Source organism: Kribbella italica (assembly GCF_014205135.1).
Taxonomy (GTDB): Bacteria; Actinomycetota; Actinomycetes; order Propionibacteriales; family Kribbellaceae; genus Kribbella; species Kribbella italica.
On the sequence record NZ_JACHMY010000001.1, the window covers coordinates 2,401,221 to 2,417,133 of the forward strand.

The following is a 15,913-nucleotide window of genomic DNA, read 5'->3' on the forward strand; positions in this document are numbered from 1 at the left end:
TTGCTCAGCGCAACGACGGCACCTCCAGCGCGAGACAGCTCACCGGCTCAGCCTCTGCACGATCGGGAAGGCGAGCCACCAGTACGCCGTACGCCTGCTCGAACTCGACCTCCCCGTGCCCGAGCAGCCGCACCGACCTGACCTTGTCCGCCGGCGTCAGCGTGCGAATCACCGCCCGCCCGTCCTCCGGCCACCGCAGCTGGAACGCGTACAGCGTCGACCCCTTCCGCGTGAACCGGAAGTCCGCACTCGTCCACTGCACGGCCTCCTCGGTGAAACCGTCGATCCGTACGGCGGCCGGCCCCTCCCCCATCACCCGGAACGGCCGCGTGCCGTAGATCCCTTCACCACACATTGCCAGCCACCGCCCCACCTCCTCGAGCAGCGTGCTGCACTCGACGTCGATCGTCCCGTCGGGACGCTGCGGCACGTTGAGCAGCAGGTTCCCGTTCTTCGCCACGATGTCGATCAGCAGCTCGATCACGTGCGCGGACGTCTTGTACACGTCGCGCACGTCGTAGAACCAGTCGCCGATCGAGGTGTCGGTCTGCCAGGGATCAGCCTTGATGTCCGGCTCCTGGCTCCGCTCGATGTCGAGCACACCCACCTGGTAGATCGATGCGTCGCGATCCTTCTGGTTGTAGACGGCCTGGTTCGCCCCGCCGTGCCGCGCAGCGCTGGCGTTGTAGAGCCGCGCAACCGCCTGCAGCCCCGCCTCGTAGCTCTGCGCGCCGAACGGCAGCGGGCCGTCGGAGTACAGCAGCTCCGGCTGGTACCGATCGATGACCTCGCTGATCACCGCCAGCCAGTGCCGATGCCAAGCAGGATCCGCGGCGTACCAGGGGTCGACCTTCACCGCTTCCGCGCGGCCCTCCAGCCGACTGGTCGTGTAGAGGTCGGCGTACGCCGGGTCGTTGCCGTCGTACGGCACCCCGGCGTACGGGCCGTGCTCGTCACTGCCCTTGTTGACCGCCGACCACGTGTACGTCGCCCCGAGATGCTCGGCGATCCCGAACGGCAGCCGATGACGATCGGCGGCCGCCTTCCACAGCCCGACGATGTCCTTGCCCGGTCCCATCCGGACCGAGTTCCACCGGTGGATCGCCGAGTCGTAGTTGAAGAAGTTGTCGTGGTGCATCGCCTGGGCCACGAAGTACTTCGCCCCGGCCGCGGCGAACTGGTCCATCAGCGCCTCGGGATCGAACCGCTCCGCCTTCCACAGCCGCACGAGGTCCTTGTAGCCGAACTCCGACGGGTGCCCGTAGGTCCGCAGGTGGTAGCGGTACTGCTCCGTGCCCTCGCAGTACATCCGGCGCGCGTACCAGTCACCGGCCCGGGGCACCGACTGCGCGCCCCAGTGCGACCAGATCCCGAACTTCGCGTCCCGGAACCAGTCCGGGCACGCGAAGGTCCGCAGCGATTCCAGCGTCGGCTCGAACGGTTCGCTCACTTGGGCACCTTCTCGTAGGCGGTCTGCTGGATCTCCAGGTAGCGCTTGAGCCCGAGCCCGTCCAGCCCCTTGACGTAGGCGTCCCAGTCCTTGGTGATGTCCTTCGATCCGGTGATGAACTGCAGCGCGTTCTGCTGCACGTAGTTCTCGATGTTGGTCTGCAGCGTGGCCACCTCGGCGCTCTGTGCCGGGTCGATCCAGACCTTCCAGTAGGGGTACACCTGCGCCTTGTCCTCCTTGCCGTCGTACAGCTTGGTGGCCTCGAACAACCGTCGCTCGTAACCGGCCTGGGCGTACACGTCGGTGCTGATCGACTCGGCGTTGCGGAACTGTTCGGTGTTGTTGTACTGGGCCATCGCCTGCCACGCGGCGTTCTGCGGTTTCGCTCCGGCCTTCTGCGGGATCTGCCGGTAGAGCGGCTTGATCGCCTTGTCCAGCGCCACCTCACCAGGCTGCGGCTTGGCCCAGGTCCTGCCCTCGACGCCGAACAGGCCGTTGATCTCGCCCTCGGTGGTGAAGAGGTAGTCGAGCATCTTGATCGCCTGGATCTGCACCTCCGCGCTGGCCTTGTTGGTCAGCACGAATGTTGCCCCCGGCACGCTCGGGAAGTTGTACGCCGAGAAGTTCGCGCCGTTCGGCCCGGTCAGCGGGGCGACGGCGTCGTACTGGGTGTCTCGTTTGTCGTCGGCCCCCAGCGTCACGAAGATGCCGGGGTGCAGCACGGTCGACGACCCGAGGATGACGGTGCCGGCGTTGTCGCCCTGCTGCTGCAGCGCGTCGGCGTTCTGGGTGAACGCGCCCTTGTCGATCAAGTCTTCCTTGTACAGCGAGTTCAGATAGGTCAGGCCCTCGCGCCAGCCGTCCTTATTCGCCTGCAGGTCGACCTTGCCGTCGCGCAGGACCAGCGCCGAGTTGTTGTTGCCGCTGGTGCCCTGCGGGTCGTAGACGAACGCGTTCATGAAGTACGGGATCAGCACGTCACGGACATCGGCGCTGAGCGGGACCTCGTCGGCCTTGCCGTTGCCGTTCGGGTCCTGGGTCTTGAACGCCTGCAGGACCTTGCGCATGTCCTCGGTCGTCTTCGGCTGCTCCAGGCCGAGCTTCTTCAGCCAGGTCGAGTTCATCCACAGCTTGCCCTGGTACGAGCAGTGGTAGCAGTCGACCCACTGCGGCATCCCGTAGATCTTGCCGTCGGGCGCGGTGGCCATCGCCTTGTAGTCGGGGTTGGCGTCGAGCGCCTTCTTGATGTTCGGCGCGTACTGGTCGATCAGCTGGTTCAGTGGCACGACCACGCCCTGGGTGCCGAGCTTCAGCAGGTCGGCCTGGGTGAACTGGTCGACCCACGGGATCAGCAGGAACAGGTCCGGGTAGTCGCCGCTGGCCAGCGCGATCTGCCGCTTCTCCTTGGCCGGTCCCGCGTCGTACGTCGTGGTCTGCCACTGGAAGGTGATGTTGAACTTCTTCGAGACCTGTTGCGTGAAGGCGTTCTTGGCCAGGTCGAAGTCCGGGCCCTGCGGCGCGAAGACGTTCATCGTGACGGCCGGGTTGCCGGTGATGGTGGGCAGCGGCGCGCTCTGGCCGGTCGGCGTTCCCGTGCCGCTCGTGCAGGCGGCCAGGCCGAGCGACAGCAGGCACAGCCCGCTGGTCACCGCGAGGCGGTGTTTCTTGATGGATACGGACATGTCAGCCTCTTTTCGACTGAATCATCGTATGAATTTTGAGGATCGTAGCGCTCCGTTGGCGCTCGATCTAGACTTGAGACCCCAATTCATATGATCTATCGAGAACTGCCCGCCGGTCGGCCGAACTCGTTGGACGGACCGCGAGAAGATGGCTGGATGACACTCGCGCCAGGTGGTTCCCAGACCGATGTCGTCGTGCAGGGGATCAAGAAGCTGATCATCGACGGCACGCTCAAGGCCGGCGACAAGCTGCCCGTCGAGAAGGACCTCGGCGAGGCGCTCGGGGTGTCTCGCGGACCCCTGCGCGAGGGGGTCCGGGCGCTGTCGATCATGGGCGTTCTGGAGACCAGGCAGGGTGACGGGACCTACGTCACGGCGCTGGACTCGTCGTTGCTGCTGGCCCCGATGGGATTCGTCGTCGACCTGCAGGACCACAGCGGCGCTCACCACCTGCACGCCGTACGGCGGATGCTCGAGACCGAGGCGGCGGCGCTGGCCGCCGTCCACATCACCGACGAAGCGCTCGCGGCGGCCGACGAAGTGCTGCACCGGGCCGAGGAGCACCTGGCTGCCGGCGGTCTCGACCACGAGGCCGTGATCGAGGCGGACATCGCGTTCCACCGGCTGATCGCGGAGGCTTCCGGCAACCCGGTGCTGGAAGCACTGATCGGCGCGCTGGGCGGACGCACACTCCGCGACCGTCTGTGGCGATCGATCAGCCAAACGGGTGCGGACGAGGCGACGCACGCGGAGCACCGCGCCATCCTCGCGGCCCTGGCCCTGCACGACCCGGACCGGGCCCGAGCCCGGATGGCGGCGCACCTGTTCGCCGTCGAGGACTACCTGCACGAGCGGCCGCCCGTCCCGGACGAACTGCCGCCGACGCCCTGACCCACCGGCAAGCGTTTGCAGCAGCCGTAGACGTCTGCTTACTCTGGGCAGTAACACATCTAGAAACAATCTAGCTGTTACTGCCCAGCGAAAGGACGTCCCATGGTCGCCCTGTACGTCGATCTGCCGTCCGAGCTGGAAGGGGAACTGTTCGGCCCGGAGGAGCTGGCGCGGCTCGAGGGATTCGGTCAGGTGCACCGAAGCGGCGAGCGCTTGGACGCCGACATCCTCGTCACCGGATGGGGCTCGCGACCACTGCCGGCCGATCCGGGCCCACGGTTGAAGCTGGTCGTCCACAGCGCCGGCACGATCCGGCACCTGGTCCCCCCGGAGCTGCTCGGCGGCGGCGCCCGCGTCAGCCAGGCCTCGGCCGGCATGGCGCAATCGGTCGCCGAACTGGCGCTCTTCATGACCATCTCCCGCCTGCGCAACCTCGACCAGGTCGACCGGGTGATGACCACGAACCTGCGCGACCACGCCTGGCACAACGCCGACTTCGGTCTCGGCCGGACGCTGGCCGGTACGACGGTCGGCGTGATCGGCGCGAGCCGCGTCGGGCGGGCGTATCTCAAGCTGGTGGTCGCTTCCGGCGCGCAGGCGTTGCTCTACGACCCCTACCTCGACGAGCGCGAAGCCAAGGAGCTCGGCGCCCGGCTGGTCCCGCTCGAGCTTCTCCTGAGTACGTCGGCCGTCGTCGCCCTGCACGCCCCGGTGACCGACGAGACCCGCCTGATGCTCGACGCGAAGCACCTCGCCCTGATTCCGGACCGCGGCGTCCTGATCAACACCGCGCGGTCCGCGTTGATCGACACCGCTGCGCTTCTCGAAGAGCTGCGCAGCGGCCGGCTCAGCGCGGCTCTCGACGTCTTCGACACCGAGCCGCTGCCGGCCGACTCCGAGTGGTGGCGCCTGCCCAACGTGCTGCTCACTCCCCACCTCGGCGCCCAGACCTGGCACTCACGCCGGGCCCAGGGCGCGATCGTGGTCGACGAGATCCGCCGCTACCTGGCCGGTCTGGAGCTGCGCCACGAGGTCCGCGCGGACACGTACGACCTGATGGCCTGAGCGCCCGGGTTTCAGAGAACCGACCTTGGTATTGCGAAACGATACTAGAAATGCCTACTGTGGCGGGAAGCGTTTACCGGCCCCTTGAGCGGCCGCCGACAGGAAGTGGTGAAGGACATGCAGCGAGGACTCAAGGCCGCGGCCGCGCTGGCCGTCGCGCTGACGACAGTGCTGGCCGGTTGTTCCTCCGGAGGCGACGGCGACCAGGCCGAGGGGCAGGACCCGGCGACCGCGACCGGCACCCTGCGCGTGGTGGTGCCGAACTTCTCGGCCGACAACGAGGGCCAGGCGGTCTTCCAGGGGATCGTCGACATCTTCCACAAGACCTACCCGCAGATGAAGGTCGAGCCCGACTTCGTCCCGTACGACAACCTGAACCAGAAGATCTCCACCGCGCTCTCGGCCGGCAGCAACTACGACGTGGTCAGCGCCGGCATCGGCTGGGTCCAGCCGCTGGCCGACCTCGGCGCGATCCAGTCGCTGACCAAGCTCGGCGTCAGCACCGAGGAGCTGGAGAAGACGGTCTACCCGGCCTTCGTCCCGCCGATGAAGTTCGACAACGACCTGTACGCCGTACCGGTGGTCGCCAACCCGCGGCTGCTGGCCTACAGCAAGAGCGCGTTCACCGAGGCCGGGCTCGACCCGGCCAAGCCGCCGCAGTCGCTGACCGAGCTGCGTGAGGACGCGAAGAAGCTGACCAAGCGCGACGCCAAGGGCCAGATCACCCGGACCGGTTTCGACTTCTGGGCACCGGCCGGCAACTACCGCCAGCAGTTCGTCGCCTTCATGGGCGCCAAGGGCGGTCAGATGTTCGCCGAGGACGGGCAGCCGAGCTTCGACAGCCCGGCCGGGACCGAGGCGCTGCAGCTGATCCACGACATGGTCGGCGTCGACAAGTCCTCGACGTACGGCTACCAGAACAGCGCCAAGACCGCGCTCGTCACCAGCGGCGAGGCCGCGATGGGCTTCGCCAGCCCGTACGTCGACTGCGGCAAGGGCGGCGAGGGTATCGGTGACAAGTGCAAGGACCTCGTCTACTTCAACCTGAAGGACAGCAAGGAGGTCATGTACGTCGGTGGCCGGGTCGCCGCCGTCGGCGAGGGCACCAAGTACCCGCAGGCCGCGCTGGCGTTCGTCAAGGCGATGCAGGACCAGAAGTCGCAGGAGGCGATCTCCAAGCTCGACGTCGGCGTCCCGATCAGCAGCACCGCCGGGGACAGCGCGTTCGTCAAGGCCAACCCAGCCGGCTCGTTCGCCTGGAAGAACCTGGACAAGGCCGTCTTCGAGTACGGCGGCGCGACGTTCCTCGACTTCCGCAGCAAGTTCGGCCCGTCGCTCGACGAGGTCATCCTCGGCCGTAAGTCGCCGCAGGACGTGCTCAAGGAGCTGGACGGTGTGGCCCGCAAATGAGTACCCAGACCATCGACCGGCCGGTCGTCGCCGCTGAGCCGCGACCGGTCCGGCGCCGCCGCAACGGGGTCGAGCGGGCCAAGGCCCGGGCCGGCTGGCTGCTGCTCGCGCCGTCGCTGGTCCACTCGATCCTCTTCATCGCGCTCCCCGGCGTGATGGCGGTCTACCTGAGCTTCACCAACGCGCGGGTCGCCGGCCAGGGCGAGTGGATCGGGGTCAAGAACTACCTCGATCTCTTCCAGGACGCCGACTTCCTGCACGCGCTCAAGAACACGCTGCTCTACACGGTCGCCGTGGTCCCGGTCGCGATGGCCGTCTCGCTGGCCGTCGCGATCGGGCTGAACCAGAAGATCCCCGGCCGCGCCTTGTTCCGGACGCTGTTCTACATCCCGGTGGTCACCTCGACGGTCGCCGTCGCCGCGGTCTGGCTGTGGATCTACAACCCGGCCGCCGGGCTGGGCAACCAGGTGCTCGCGTTCTTCGGCGTCGCCCGCTCCGGCTGGCTGACCGATCCGGACGTCGCGCTGCCGGCGCTGATGCTGGTCGGGATCTGGCAGGGCCTCGGCGCGAAGATGATCATCTACCTGGCCGCCCTGCAGAGCATCTCCCCTGACCTGCTCGAGGCCGCCAAACTCGACGGCGCCTCGAAGTGGCAGACCTTCTGGAACGTCACCTGGCCGGGCCTCGCACCGGTGCACTTCTTCGTCCTGGTCACCTCGATCGCCAGCTCGTTCCAGGTGTTCGACCTGATCTACGTGACCACCGGCGGCGGCCCTGCCAACGCGACCAACGTGCTCACCTTCGACATCTTCAGCAACGCCTTCGAGCGGCTGCACCTCGGGTACGCCTCGGCCGAGACCGTCGTGATGCTGGTCTTCGTGGGCATCCTGATCAGCCTCGGCCGCCTCAGCCTGCGCGGCCACCGGGAGGACCTGTGAGCAGCTTCGCCGAAACGCCCCGGCTGACCCCGGGCAGAACCGTTCTGATGGTGGTCCTCGCGCTCGGCGGCTTCCTGATGGTGGTGCCGTTCCTGTGGATGATCCTCACGTCGTTCAAGACGCTGAACGAGGTGAACGGCTTCGCCTGGCTGCCGAACCAGGTGGAGTGGATGAACTACGTGAACGCGCTGAAGGCCGCGCCGTTCGCGACGTACTTCCGCAACAGCGTGATCGTCGTGGTCGGTCAGACCATCCCGGTCCTGCTGTTCTGTACGGCGGCCGGCTACGCGCTCGCGCAGCTGCCGATCCGCGGCCGCAAGGGCATCCTGAACTACTTCATCCTGCTGCTGATCGTGCCGTTCCAGGTGCTGATCGTTCCGCTGTTCCTCGTCGTCCGGCGGATTCCGCTGGCCGGGGGCAACGACATCCTCGGCAACGGCGGTACCGGCTGGCTGAACACCTGGGCCGCGCTGATCGTGCCGTTCGTGTCGGCACCGCTGTTCACCTTCCTGGCCCGGCAGTTCTTCGTCTCGCTGCCGGCCGAGCTGGCCGACGCGGCCCGGGTGGACGGCGTGTCCGAGATCGGGATCTTCTTCCGGATCATGGCGCCGCTGGCCGCGCCCGCGTTCGTCACGATCGCGCTGTTCAACGTGGAGTCGGCGTGGAACGGGTTCATCTGGCCGCTTGTGGCGACCAGCTCGGAGAACCTGCGGCCGCTGCAGTTCGGCCTGGCGACCTTCGCGCAGGGACAGGGCAGCGTGCAGTGGCCTTTCCTGATGGCGATGTCCGCGCTCGCTACGCTGCCGATGATCCTGCTGTTCATCTTCGGTCAGCGCTACTTCATCGCCGGGATGGCAACGTCAGGGATCAAGGGATGACAGAGAGGCACTCGATGAAGCTCGCTCCGCTGGACGTCACCGGCCCGCTGGCCGCACTCCTCCCGCCGGAGGACCGGGCGCTGAGCCCCTACACCGGCGTCACCCGCGAGCACTGGATCGCGGTCGCCGATCACCTGCTGACGTCGGCCGACGCGTACCGGTCGCCAGAAGGTGCCCGGATCAACTTCCCCGGCCGCCCGTCCCAGCAGGGCCCGGCGACCGACGGGCTGGAGGGTTTCGCCCGGACGTTCCTGCTGGCCGCGTTCCTGCACGCCGGGGGCGCCGACCGCAACAACCACCTGCAGAGGTACGTCGACGGCCTGGTCGCCGGGACCCGTACGGTCGGTGCCGATGACAACGAGTCCTGGCCCGAGGTCGGGCACGTCGGCCGGACCGGGCAACCGCACGTCGAGGCGGCCGGGATCGCGCTCAGCCTGCACCTGACCAAGGACGACACGTGGGGCCGGCTCAAGCCGGACGAGCAGGACCGGCTGGCGGCGTGGTTCCGGGCGACGATCGAGAAGGAACCGTCGCCGAACAACTGGTACCTGTTCCCCGCGACGATCGCGAGCTTCCTCGAAGGCGTCGGCCGGGCCGACGACCAGACCCGGTACGTGCTCGACCGGGCGCTCGGTCTGATCGAGGTTTGGTACCGCGGCGAGGGCTGGTACTCCGACGGCGCCGGTGAGGCGTACGACCACTACGTCGGCTGGGCGATGCACCTCTACCCGGTGCTGCACGCACACCTGCGGGGCCTGACGTCCTTGGCGGACAAGCTCGGCCCGCGGCTCGACGAGTTCCTGGACAGCTTCGGCCGGACCTTCGACCGCGACGGCTCTCCCCTGTACTACGGCCGCAGCATGACGTACCGGACCGCGACCCTCGCGGCGGTTGCGCTCGGCGAGGCGGTGGGTCGGACCCCGCTGACCCCGGGCCAGTCGCGACGGATCCTCTCGGCGGGGCTGCGCTACTTCGTCGAGCGCGGCTCGATCACCGAGCACGGCGTACTGTCGCTCGGCTGGCACGGCGAGCACCTGCCGAGCCTGCAGCGGTACTCGGGCCCTGGTTCGCCGTACTGGGCATCGAAGGGATTCCTTGCCCTGATGCTGCCGGCGGACCACCCGGTCTGGACGGCGACCGAGGAAGCGCTGCCGGCCGACTCCGAGGACCACGTTCGGTCGCTGGGTGTCGGGCTGCTGATCCAGACGACGGCTGCCGACGGGCTCGTACGGGTGCACAACCACGGCAGCGATCACCTGAAGCCGGACGCCGCCGACGCGGGTGCGCCGGATCCGCTGTACTCGCGGCTCGGTTACTCGACGCGGACCGGACCGACCTCGCTGCACGATCCGGCCGACAACGAGCTGCAGGTGCGGATCCGGCGGGTGTGGAGCGCGCGCCGGCGGATCCATCGCGTCGCGACCGGCGACAACTGGGCGGCGTCCTGGCACGCGCCGCGGTTCCCGCAGTTCTCGCCGTGGGAGGGCAGCGACTCCGCGGACGGCGGGCCGGTGCTGCCGTCGGCGCGGATCGAGAGTCTGACGGCGGTGCACGGTGCGCTGGAGGTGCGGATCCATCGGCTGATCTGGGTGCCGCCTGCGTTGCCCGTGCGGCTGGGTGGCTGGGCGGTCGCTGGTTCGCATCCTGGTGAGTTCGCGGTCTCGCAGAGCGGTTTGACTGTTGGCGTCGAGGTCGGCGGACTTCGCTCGGCGGTGACCGGGCTGCACGGCTGGGAATCGGCCGGTGCGACGCCGGCGCCGTACGGGACGGCGTACGGCGAATGGGCTGTTGTGTCCGAGCTGCTCGCGACGACCTCGGCGGAGGACACCGTGTACGTCGCGGCCGCGTCCCTCAGCGCTGTGCCGGTCGAGGCCGCGGTGGAGGCGTCGGTCGACGGCCCGGTGGTCACGGTTCGCTGGCCGGATCGGGAACAGGCCTTCGACCTCGACGCAATTTTTGCCGGGATCAGGTAAGAAGTACGGATGGCTGAGATCGAGGGGGCGCGGCGGAGCGGACCGACGCTGCGCGATGTGGCCCGGCACGCGCAGGTCTCGGTCGCGACCGCGTCCCGGGCGCTGACCAGCGACTACCCGGTCGCCGAACCGACGCGGCTGAAGGTGCTGCGGGCGGTCGAGGAGCTCAACTACGTCGTCACCACGCGCGCGCCGAAACGCACCCCGGCGACATCCTTGATCGCGATGGTGGTCTCGGACGTCATCTCACCACTGCGCAGCCTGGTGGCGACCGGCATGGCCGAGGCCGCCGGCGACTACGGGCGACTCAGCTCGGTCTACATCACCGGCGGGGACACGCGGCGCGAGGACGAGGTGTTCGCGCGGCTCGAGGAGCAGGACGACGTCGAGGCGGTGATCGTCGTCGGTGGCGTCGAGGTCACCGACGAGTACGAGCAGCGGATGGCGGCTCATGCCCACGCCCTGCACGCGCGGGGATCGCAGCTGGTGCTGTGCGGGCGGCCGCCGCTGCCGGCCGGCGTACCGGCGCTGGTGGTCGAGTACGACAACCGCGGGGGTGCGTACGCCGCGACGAGTCATCTGTTGTCGATGGGGCACCGGCAGATCCTCACGCTGACCGGGCCGGAGCGCTCGACGACAACGATCGGCCGTGTCCACGGCTATCAACAGGCCCTGGCCGACTTCGGCGTCGACGTCGATCCCGCTCTCGTCATCGCCAGCTCAGCCGATCGCAGCGGCGCGTACCAAAGCTGTCAGCGGGTGCTCGGCGAGAAGCTGCAGTTCACCGCGATCTTCGCCCACAACGACGTCATGGCTTCGGGAGCGTTGGCGGCGCTGAAGGAGCAGGGGCTGAGCGTCCCCGACGACATCTCCTTGGTCGGCTACGACAACATCCCGGTCGCCCAGGAGCTGTCTCCACCGCTCACCACGGTCTACATGCCCCACGAAGAGATGGGCAAAGCCGCAGTACGGCTGGCGGTAGAACGCCCGGCCCCCGGCTCGGGCCGCGAACGCCAGCTCCTCGGCACGCACATCGTCATCCGGACGTCCGTGAAGCCCTTTCGTCACCTCGGCAGCGGGGCGCGGCCGGTGTAGCCGAGCAGTTGGTCGTACAGGTCGGTCCGGCGGTCGCGGTGCAGGTCGTTGAGCTGGTTCCAGATCGGGGCCGTGCGGGCGGCCGTCAGGTCGAGGTCGGCGTACACGATGGTGTCCTCGTCCGGGCCGGCGATGCGGCCGATCGGCCAGCCGTTGGTGCCGGCGATCAGCGAGTTGCCCATGAAGCCGGCGCCGCGCTCCTGGCCGATCCGGTCCGCGGTGGCGATGAAGACGTTGTTGGCGTGCGCCGCGGTCATCGTCAGGTACGCCGCCATGCAGACGCCGCTCGCGTCGTACAGGGGTGGTGGGGTCCACACCCAGCCGGTGGGGATGCAGATGATGTCCGCGCCCAGTTGCGCCACGATCCGCGCGGTCTCGGGGAACCAGATGTCCCAGCAGACCAGCAGACCGATCCGGCCGAGCTTGGTGTCGAACACCGGGAACCCCTCGTTGCCGGGGGTGAACCACAGCTTCTCGGTGTTCCACAGGTGCGTCTTGCGGTACCGGCCGATGTAGCCGTCGGGGCCGACCAGTACGGCGGTGTCGTACAGCGTCACGCCGTCGAGCTCGGCCACGCAGCCGACGATGTAGACGTTCCGGGCCGCGGCGATCCGCGCGAACGACTCCACGGTCGGCCCGTCCGGCACGGACTCGGCGTGGGCGTAGGCCTCCTCCCGGGTCTCGAACACGTAGCCGGTGGTCGCCAGCTCGGGGAGAACGATCAGCCCTGCTCCCGCGTCCGCGGCCGCCGTCAGCCGCTGCTCCACCGCCAGCGCGTTGGCCTCGAGGTTCTCGACCCCGACCCGTGGCTCGAACTGCACGACCGCGACCCGGACCGGGCTCACCCGTTGGTCCACCGGTGACTCCATGACGTCTCCTCGCCTCACCAAAACTGGTTTCAACTTGAAACCGATAGAGCGAGAGCCTAGAACAGGTGGTTTATACTTGCAACCACTTAGCCGCGGTGCGCCGCGGCACCGTCAGCCGGAGGGGACGCGAATGCCGCAGCGCGTGACGCACGAGGGCGCGGAGTGCCCGGTCGCCCGGGCGGTCGACGTCATCGGTGACCGCTGGTCGCTGCTCATCGTCCGCGACGCCTTCGACGGCATCCGGCGGTTCAGCGAGTTCCAGCGCAACCTCGGCCTGGCCAAGAACATCCTGTCCTCACGGCTGCGCGAACTCGTGGCGCACGACATCCTCGAGATCCTGCCGGGCGCGGACGGCAGCGCCTACCACGAGTACGCGCTGACCCCGAAGGGACGCGACCTGTTCGTCATCCTCGTGAGCCTGCGGCAGTGGGGCGAGGAGCACCTGTTCGACCGCACCGAACCTCACTCGGTCCTGCTCGACACGAAGGCGAACAAGCCACTGCGCAAGCTCCGGGTCACCGACCACTCCGGCCGGGCCCTCGGCTCCGAGGAGGCCGTCGTCCGGAAGGTCGGGGAGTAGGCCACACGTGGGCTTACGCAGTCCCGATCGGCGCCAGGTCGGCGGCGTAGGCGAACGCGAGATCTTCGTCCCACGGATCGCTTTCCGCGGCGAGGGAGTCCAGGACCGTTCGGGGTCTGGTGGCGCCCGAGACGACGGACAGGACCGGGGACGATTGCAAGAGGGCCTTCAGCTGCAGGCGTTGCAGGGACAGTCCACGCTGCTCGGCCTGGGCTGTCAGGTGCGGGGCGGGGGCCGGGCTGCGGAGGGGTGAGTAGGCGAAGAACGGGACGTCGTGGGCCTCGCACCAGGCGAGGACGTCGGCGGACTCCCGTCCCATCGCGGTGTGGTGGTTCTGCACGGCGTCGATGCGGCTGACGGCCACCGCGCGCTCGAGGTCGGCGACGGTGACGTTCGAAACGCCGATGCGGGCGACCTTGCCCTCGTCACGCAGGGCCGCAAGGGCCGCGACGCCTTCCTCGACGTGCTGTTCGGCAAGGTCGACCCGGTGCAGGTAGTAGAGGTCGAGCCTGCCGAACACGCGCAGACTCGTCTCCACGTCGGCACGGATCCTGGGTGCGCTGAGGTCGGCATCCCACGTACTCGGGCCGGTCCGGGAGTGGCCGCCCTTCGTACCGACAATGGCTCCGGTGCCACGGGCCGCGTCGGCGGCCAACTGCTCGCCGTACAGCGGATCATCGACGCGCGCGTACGCCCGGGCGGTGTCCAAGATGCCGGCGCCCGCGGCAAGGCCCGCGCGAAGCGTGGCCAGGTCGGCGGCGCGGTCGCGCGGATCGAACGAGAAGCCCGCAACCCCGAGCACGACCCTGCCGACGAGCGACTCCGACGGATGAGGGCCGAGCGGCTCCCCGGACCCACTCACCGCGAAGCCGCGCGGACGAGGGCGGCGGTGGCGGTCGAGCGGGAGAGTTGCGGCCAGGCGATGGACAGCTTGGCGGGTGGGGAGTCCGGGACCACGCGGTAGGCCACGCCATCGCGTGGGTAGCGGCTGACCACTGACTCGGGTAGGAGGGTGACGAGGTCGCCCAGTTCGACCTGCTGCAGCAGTTGCGGGAGGTCTCGTACGCCGTACTGCGCGACCAGTTCGTCGAGCTGTCCCTGCAGCTCCAACGGCTCGGGCGACAAGCCGAGGTCGGCCAGCTCGATCTCGGTCCGGGCAGCGAGTGGGTGATGGGCGGCGAGCGCGACGACGCGGCGTTCGGTGGCGATGGTCTCGGCGTCCAGGCCGGTGCGGTCGAACGGTTCGGGGATCAACGCCGCATCGGCGTACCCGTCCCGCAGAAGCTGCGCCTGCTCACCCCACCCACAGAACTGCACGACGACCGGCGTCGCGGCCGGATCGTCCGCGTAGTTGGCCAGGAGAACCTCCAGCATCCCCGCGTCGCTGTCGGCCTTCACCGCGAGGACCAGCTTCGACTCGGCCGCACGTTGCGCCCGGCGACCAGCGGCATCCAGCGCCGACAGCGCACCGCGCGCTTCGTCGAGCAGGACCACTCCGGCGTCGGTCAGTACGACGGCGCGCGTGGTCCGCTCGAACAGCGTGACCGCGAGCTCGTCCTCCAGCTTGCGAATCGCGCGGGACAGGGGTGGCGGCGAGATGCCGAGCCGCTCGGCCGCGCGGGCGAAGTTGAGTTCCTCGCCGACGGCAACGAAGTAGCGCAGTGCCCGGGACTCCACGGCGGCCTCCTTGCGGTGTTGCCCTGAGGGTAACAACCGGGTCCGGGACGGACCTTCAGTTCGGTCGATCCGCCGCGCAGGATCGTTCCCATGATCACCGTCACCACGCCCACCGGCCAGATCGGTCGCGTCGTCCTCGACCACCTGCTGAACAGCCCGCTCCGCGACCGGCTTCGCGTGATCGTTCGCGATCCGGACCGGCTGCCCTCGGGTGTTCGTGAACGCGTCGACGTCGTCCAGGGATCGCACGACGATCCCGAGGTCCTGGCGAAGGCGTTCGCCGGCGCGACCAGTGTGTTCTGGCTCGTTCCGCCCAACCCACAAGCGACCGACGTCGACGAGTACTACCTCGACTTCGCCCGCGAGGCGGCCAAGGCGATCCAGCAGTACGGCGTACGGCGGCTGGTCGGCGTTTCCACCCTGGGCCGCGGTGTCGCCGAGAACGCCGGCCTGCTGTCGGCCGCGCTCGCCGCGGACGAGCTGATCGGTACGACCGGCGTGGCCCAGCGCACCATCTGCGCGCCGTACTTCCTGGAGAACTTCCTCAACCAGGCCGACTCGATCAGGCAGGGCGTGCTGTCCCTGCCGATGGACGGCGATCGCCGGCTGCGGACCTGCGCGACCGCCGACCTCGCCGCGGTCGCGGCGGATCTGCTGCTCGACGAATCGTGGACCGGCCAGAGCGACGTCCCGGTGGCCGGGCCCGATCACCTGACGCTCGACGAGATGGCGCAGGTGATGTCGGAGGTTCTGGGCCGGCGGGTCGGCTTCCGGTCGATTGGTGATGCGGAGTACGAGGAGGCGCTGACCGGCTACGGCGTCAGTGCGGCGTGGGCCGAGGGGCTGAGCTTGATGGCGAAGGCGCAGAACGAGCAGGCGATCTACGACAGCGCGGAGTTGAGGTTGCTGCCGACGAGCCTCCGCGAATGGTTCGGCGCGGCCTTCACACCGGGACGGTGAGCGGCAGGCGAACGTCGGGGCCGCCGTCGTTGATCAGTACGGACGCTTCGAGGGCATGGGCGCAGTACAGACGAAGGGCCTCGGGCGCCTGGAGCCGGGCGGCATCGAACGTCGACAGCTCGGGGAACCGGCTGCTGTAGATCTCCGCGCAGCGGGCGAGGTCCGGCGCGCCGACCTGTTCGGCGTACGCCGTCAGGTAGACGGCCTCCGCGCCGAACAGCGGCACCTGGGAGTCGAAGATGACGATGCCGACCTCGGGCCGCTCGGCGAGGTTGCGGGAGTGGCGGCTGTCGGGGTGGGACACCCAGTAGAAGTCGATGCCGCCGTCGGGCGTGTAGCAGACCGGCGACGCCCAGGGCTGCCCGTCGCGGTCGGCGGTGGCGAGGGTCAGGTAGTTGTTGGCCCCGATGATCCGGCGAGCTGTGTCCTGTGGAGTCATGCGATC

General features: G+C 68.7%; 15 protein-coding genes. 9 read left to right on the plus strand and 6 right to left on the minus strand.

Going from position 1 to position 15,913, the window contains the following annotated elements; translation table 11 throughout:
• Nucleotides 1-4: 4 nt before the first annotated feature.
• Nucleotides 5-1,450: an alpha-L-fucosidase gene (locus tag HDA39_RS11215; RefSeq protein WP_184795160.1), complete on the minus strand. Its 1,446-nt coding sequence runs from the start codon at nucleotides 1,448-1,450 to the stop codon at nucleotides 5-7.
• On the minus strand, nucleotides 1,447-3,132 hold the full coding sequence (locus HDA39_RS11220; protein WP_184795161.1) for a type 2 periplasmic-binding domain-containing protein: 1,686 nt from the start codon (nucleotides 3,130-3,132) through the stop codon (nucleotides 1,447-1,449). The genes HDA39_RS11215 and HDA39_RS11220 overlap by 4 nt, the downstream gene beginning before the upstream one ends.
• Before the next feature lie 156 nt (nucleotides 3,133-3,288).
• Between HDA39_RS11220 and HDA39_RS11225 the strand changes: the two genes are divergently transcribed.
• From HDA39_RS11225 to HDA39_RS11255, 7 genes are all read left to right on the plus strand, one after another.
• On the plus strand, nucleotides 3,289-4,023 hold the full coding sequence (locus HDA39_RS11225) for a FadR/GntR family transcriptional regulator (RefSeq protein WP_184795162.1): 735 nt from the start codon (nucleotides 3,289-3,291) through the stop codon (nucleotides 4,021-4,023).
• A 102-nt stretch (nucleotides 4,024-4,125) separates the two neighbouring features.
• Nucleotides 4,126-5,088: a hydroxyacid dehydrogenase gene (locus HDA39_RS11230; RefSeq protein ID WP_184795163.1), complete on the plus strand. Its 963-nt coding sequence runs from the start codon at nucleotides 4,126-4,128 to the stop codon at nucleotides 5,086-5,088.
• Nucleotides 5,089-5,205: 117 nt separating this feature from the next.
• Nucleotides 5,206-6,498: an extracellular solute-binding protein gene (locus HDA39_RS11235; protein ID WP_184795164.1), complete on the plus strand. Its 1,293-nt coding sequence runs from the start codon at nucleotides 5,206-5,208 to the stop codon at nucleotides 6,496-6,498.
• Nucleotides 6,495-7,436 carry a carbohydrate ABC transporter permease gene (locus tag HDA39_RS11240; protein WP_184795165.1) on the plus strand — a complete coding sequence of 314 codons (942 nt, stop codon included), beginning with the start codon at nucleotides 6,495-6,497 and terminating at the stop codon, nucleotides 7,434-7,436. The genes HDA39_RS11235 and HDA39_RS11240 overlap by 4 nt, the downstream gene beginning before the upstream one ends.
• Entirely contained in the window at nucleotides 7,433-8,314 is an 882-nt protein-coding gene (locus tag HDA39_RS11245) for a carbohydrate ABC transporter permease (RefSeq protein WP_337925710.1), read from the plus strand. The genes HDA39_RS11240 and HDA39_RS11245 overlap by 4 nt, the downstream gene beginning before the upstream one ends.
• Nucleotides 8,311-10,287, plus strand: coding sequence for a DUF2264 domain-containing protein (locus tag HDA39_RS11250; RefSeq protein ID WP_202892952.1), 1,977 nt, complete (start codon nucleotides 8,311-8,313; stop codon nucleotides 10,285-10,287). Before HDA39_RS11245 ends, HDA39_RS11250 begins: the two co-directional genes overlap by 4 nt.
• A 9-nt stretch (nucleotides 10,288-10,296) precedes the next feature.
• Nucleotides 10,297-11,382, plus strand: coding sequence for a LacI family DNA-binding transcriptional regulator (locus tag HDA39_RS11255; RefSeq protein WP_184795166.1), 1,086 nt, complete (start codon nucleotides 10,297-10,299; stop codon nucleotides 11,380-11,382).
• Here the strand turns inward: HDA39_RS11255 and HDA39_RS11260 are convergent.
• Nucleotides 11,352-12,251, minus strand: coding sequence for a nitrilase family protein (locus HDA39_RS11260; protein WP_184795167.1), 900 nt, complete (start codon nucleotides 12,249-12,251; stop codon nucleotides 11,352-11,354). The two genes, HDA39_RS11255 and HDA39_RS11260, sit on opposite strands and share 31 nt — an antisense overlap.
• 130 nt (nucleotides 12,252-12,381) lie before the next feature.
• Here HDA39_RS11260 and HDA39_RS11265 point away from each other — a divergent pair, with 130 nt between their 5' ends.
• A complete protein-coding gene (locus HDA39_RS11265) occupies nucleotides 12,382-12,831 on the plus strand; it encodes a winged helix-turn-helix transcriptional regulator (protein WP_184795168.1) in 450 nt (149 codons plus the stop codon).
• 13 nt (nucleotides 12,832-12,844) lie between these two features.
• Here the strand turns inward: HDA39_RS11265 and HDA39_RS11270 are convergent, their stop codons facing one another.
• Complete coding sequence (locus HDA39_RS11270) at nucleotides 12,845-13,693, minus strand: aldo/keto reductase (RefSeq protein WP_184795169.1); 849 nt, start codon at nucleotides 13,691-13,693, stop codon at nucleotides 12,845-12,847.
• The gene (locus tag HDA39_RS11275; protein WP_184795170.1) at nucleotides 13,690-14,508 is read right to left on the minus strand and encodes a LysR family transcriptional regulator; all 819 of its coding nucleotides are present in this window, start codon (nucleotides 14,506-14,508) and stop codon (nucleotides 13,690-13,692) included. The genes HDA39_RS11270 and HDA39_RS11275 overlap by 4 nt, the downstream gene beginning before the upstream one ends.
• 90 nt (nucleotides 14,509-14,598) lie before the next feature.
• On the opposite strand from HDA39_RS11275, the gene HDA39_RS11280 reads away from it, so the two are divergent.
• Complete coding sequence (locus HDA39_RS11280; RefSeq protein WP_184795171.1) at nucleotides 14,599-15,468, plus strand: NAD(P)H-binding protein; 870 nt, start codon at nucleotides 14,599-14,601, stop codon at nucleotides 15,466-15,468.
• On the opposite strand, the gene HDA39_RS11285 is transcribed toward HDA39_RS11280, so the two are convergent.
• On the minus strand, nucleotides 15,452-15,907 hold the full coding sequence (locus HDA39_RS11285) for a pyridoxamine 5'-phosphate oxidase family protein (protein ID WP_184795172.1): 456 nt from the start codon (nucleotides 15,905-15,907) through the stop codon (nucleotides 15,452-15,454). The two genes, HDA39_RS11280 and HDA39_RS11285, sit on opposite strands and share 17 nt — an antisense overlap.
• Nucleotides 15,908-15,913 lie beyond the last annotated feature (6 nt).

What these genes read in the sequence shown, in the direction of transcription:
- HDA39_RS11220 (WP_184795161.1), bottom strand. Translation starts at nt 3,132, where the DNA reads ATGTCCGTATCCATCAAGAAACACCGCCTCGCGGTGACCAGCGGGCTG.
- HDA39_RS11225 (WP_184795162.1), top strand. Translation starts at nt 3,289, where the DNA reads ATGACACTCGCGCCAGGTGGTTCCCAGACCGATGTCGTCGTGCAGGGG.
- HDA39_RS11230 (WP_184795163.1), top strand. Translation starts at nt 4,126, where the DNA reads ATGGTCGCCCTGTACGTCGATCTGCCGTCCGAGCTGGAAGGGGAACTG.
- HDA39_RS11235 (WP_184795164.1), top strand. Translation starts at nt 5,206, where the DNA reads ATGCAGCGAGGACTCAAGGCCGCGGCCGCGCTGGCCGTCGCGCTGACG.
- HDA39_RS11240 (WP_184795165.1), top strand. Translation starts at nt 6,495, where the DNA reads ATGAGTACCCAGACCATCGACCGGCCGGTCGTCGCCGCTGAGCCGCGA.
- HDA39_RS11250 (WP_202892952.1), top strand. Translation starts at nt 8,311, where the DNA reads ATGACAGAGAGGCACTCGATGAAGCTCGCTCCGCTGGACGTCACCGGC.
- HDA39_RS11255 (WP_184795166.1), top strand. Translation starts at nt 10,297, where the DNA reads ATGGCTGAGATCGAGGGGGCGCGGCGGAGCGGACCGACGCTGCGCGAT.
- HDA39_RS11260 (WP_184795167.1), bottom strand. Translation starts at nt 12,251, where the DNA reads ATGGAGTCACCGGTGGACCAACGGGTGAGCCCGGTCCGGGTCGCGGTC.
- HDA39_RS11265 (WP_184795168.1), top strand. Translation starts at nt 12,382, where the DNA reads ATGCCGCAGCGCGTGACGCACGAGGGCGCGGAGTGCCCGGTCGCCCGG.
- HDA39_RS11280 (WP_184795171.1), top strand. Translation starts at nt 14,599, where the DNA reads ATGATCACCGTCACCACGCCCACCGGCCAGATCGGTCGCGTCGTCCTC.
- HDA39_RS11285 (WP_184795172.1), bottom strand. Translation starts at nt 15,907, where the DNA reads ATGACTCCACAGGACACAGCTCGCCGGATCATCGGGGCCAACAACTAC.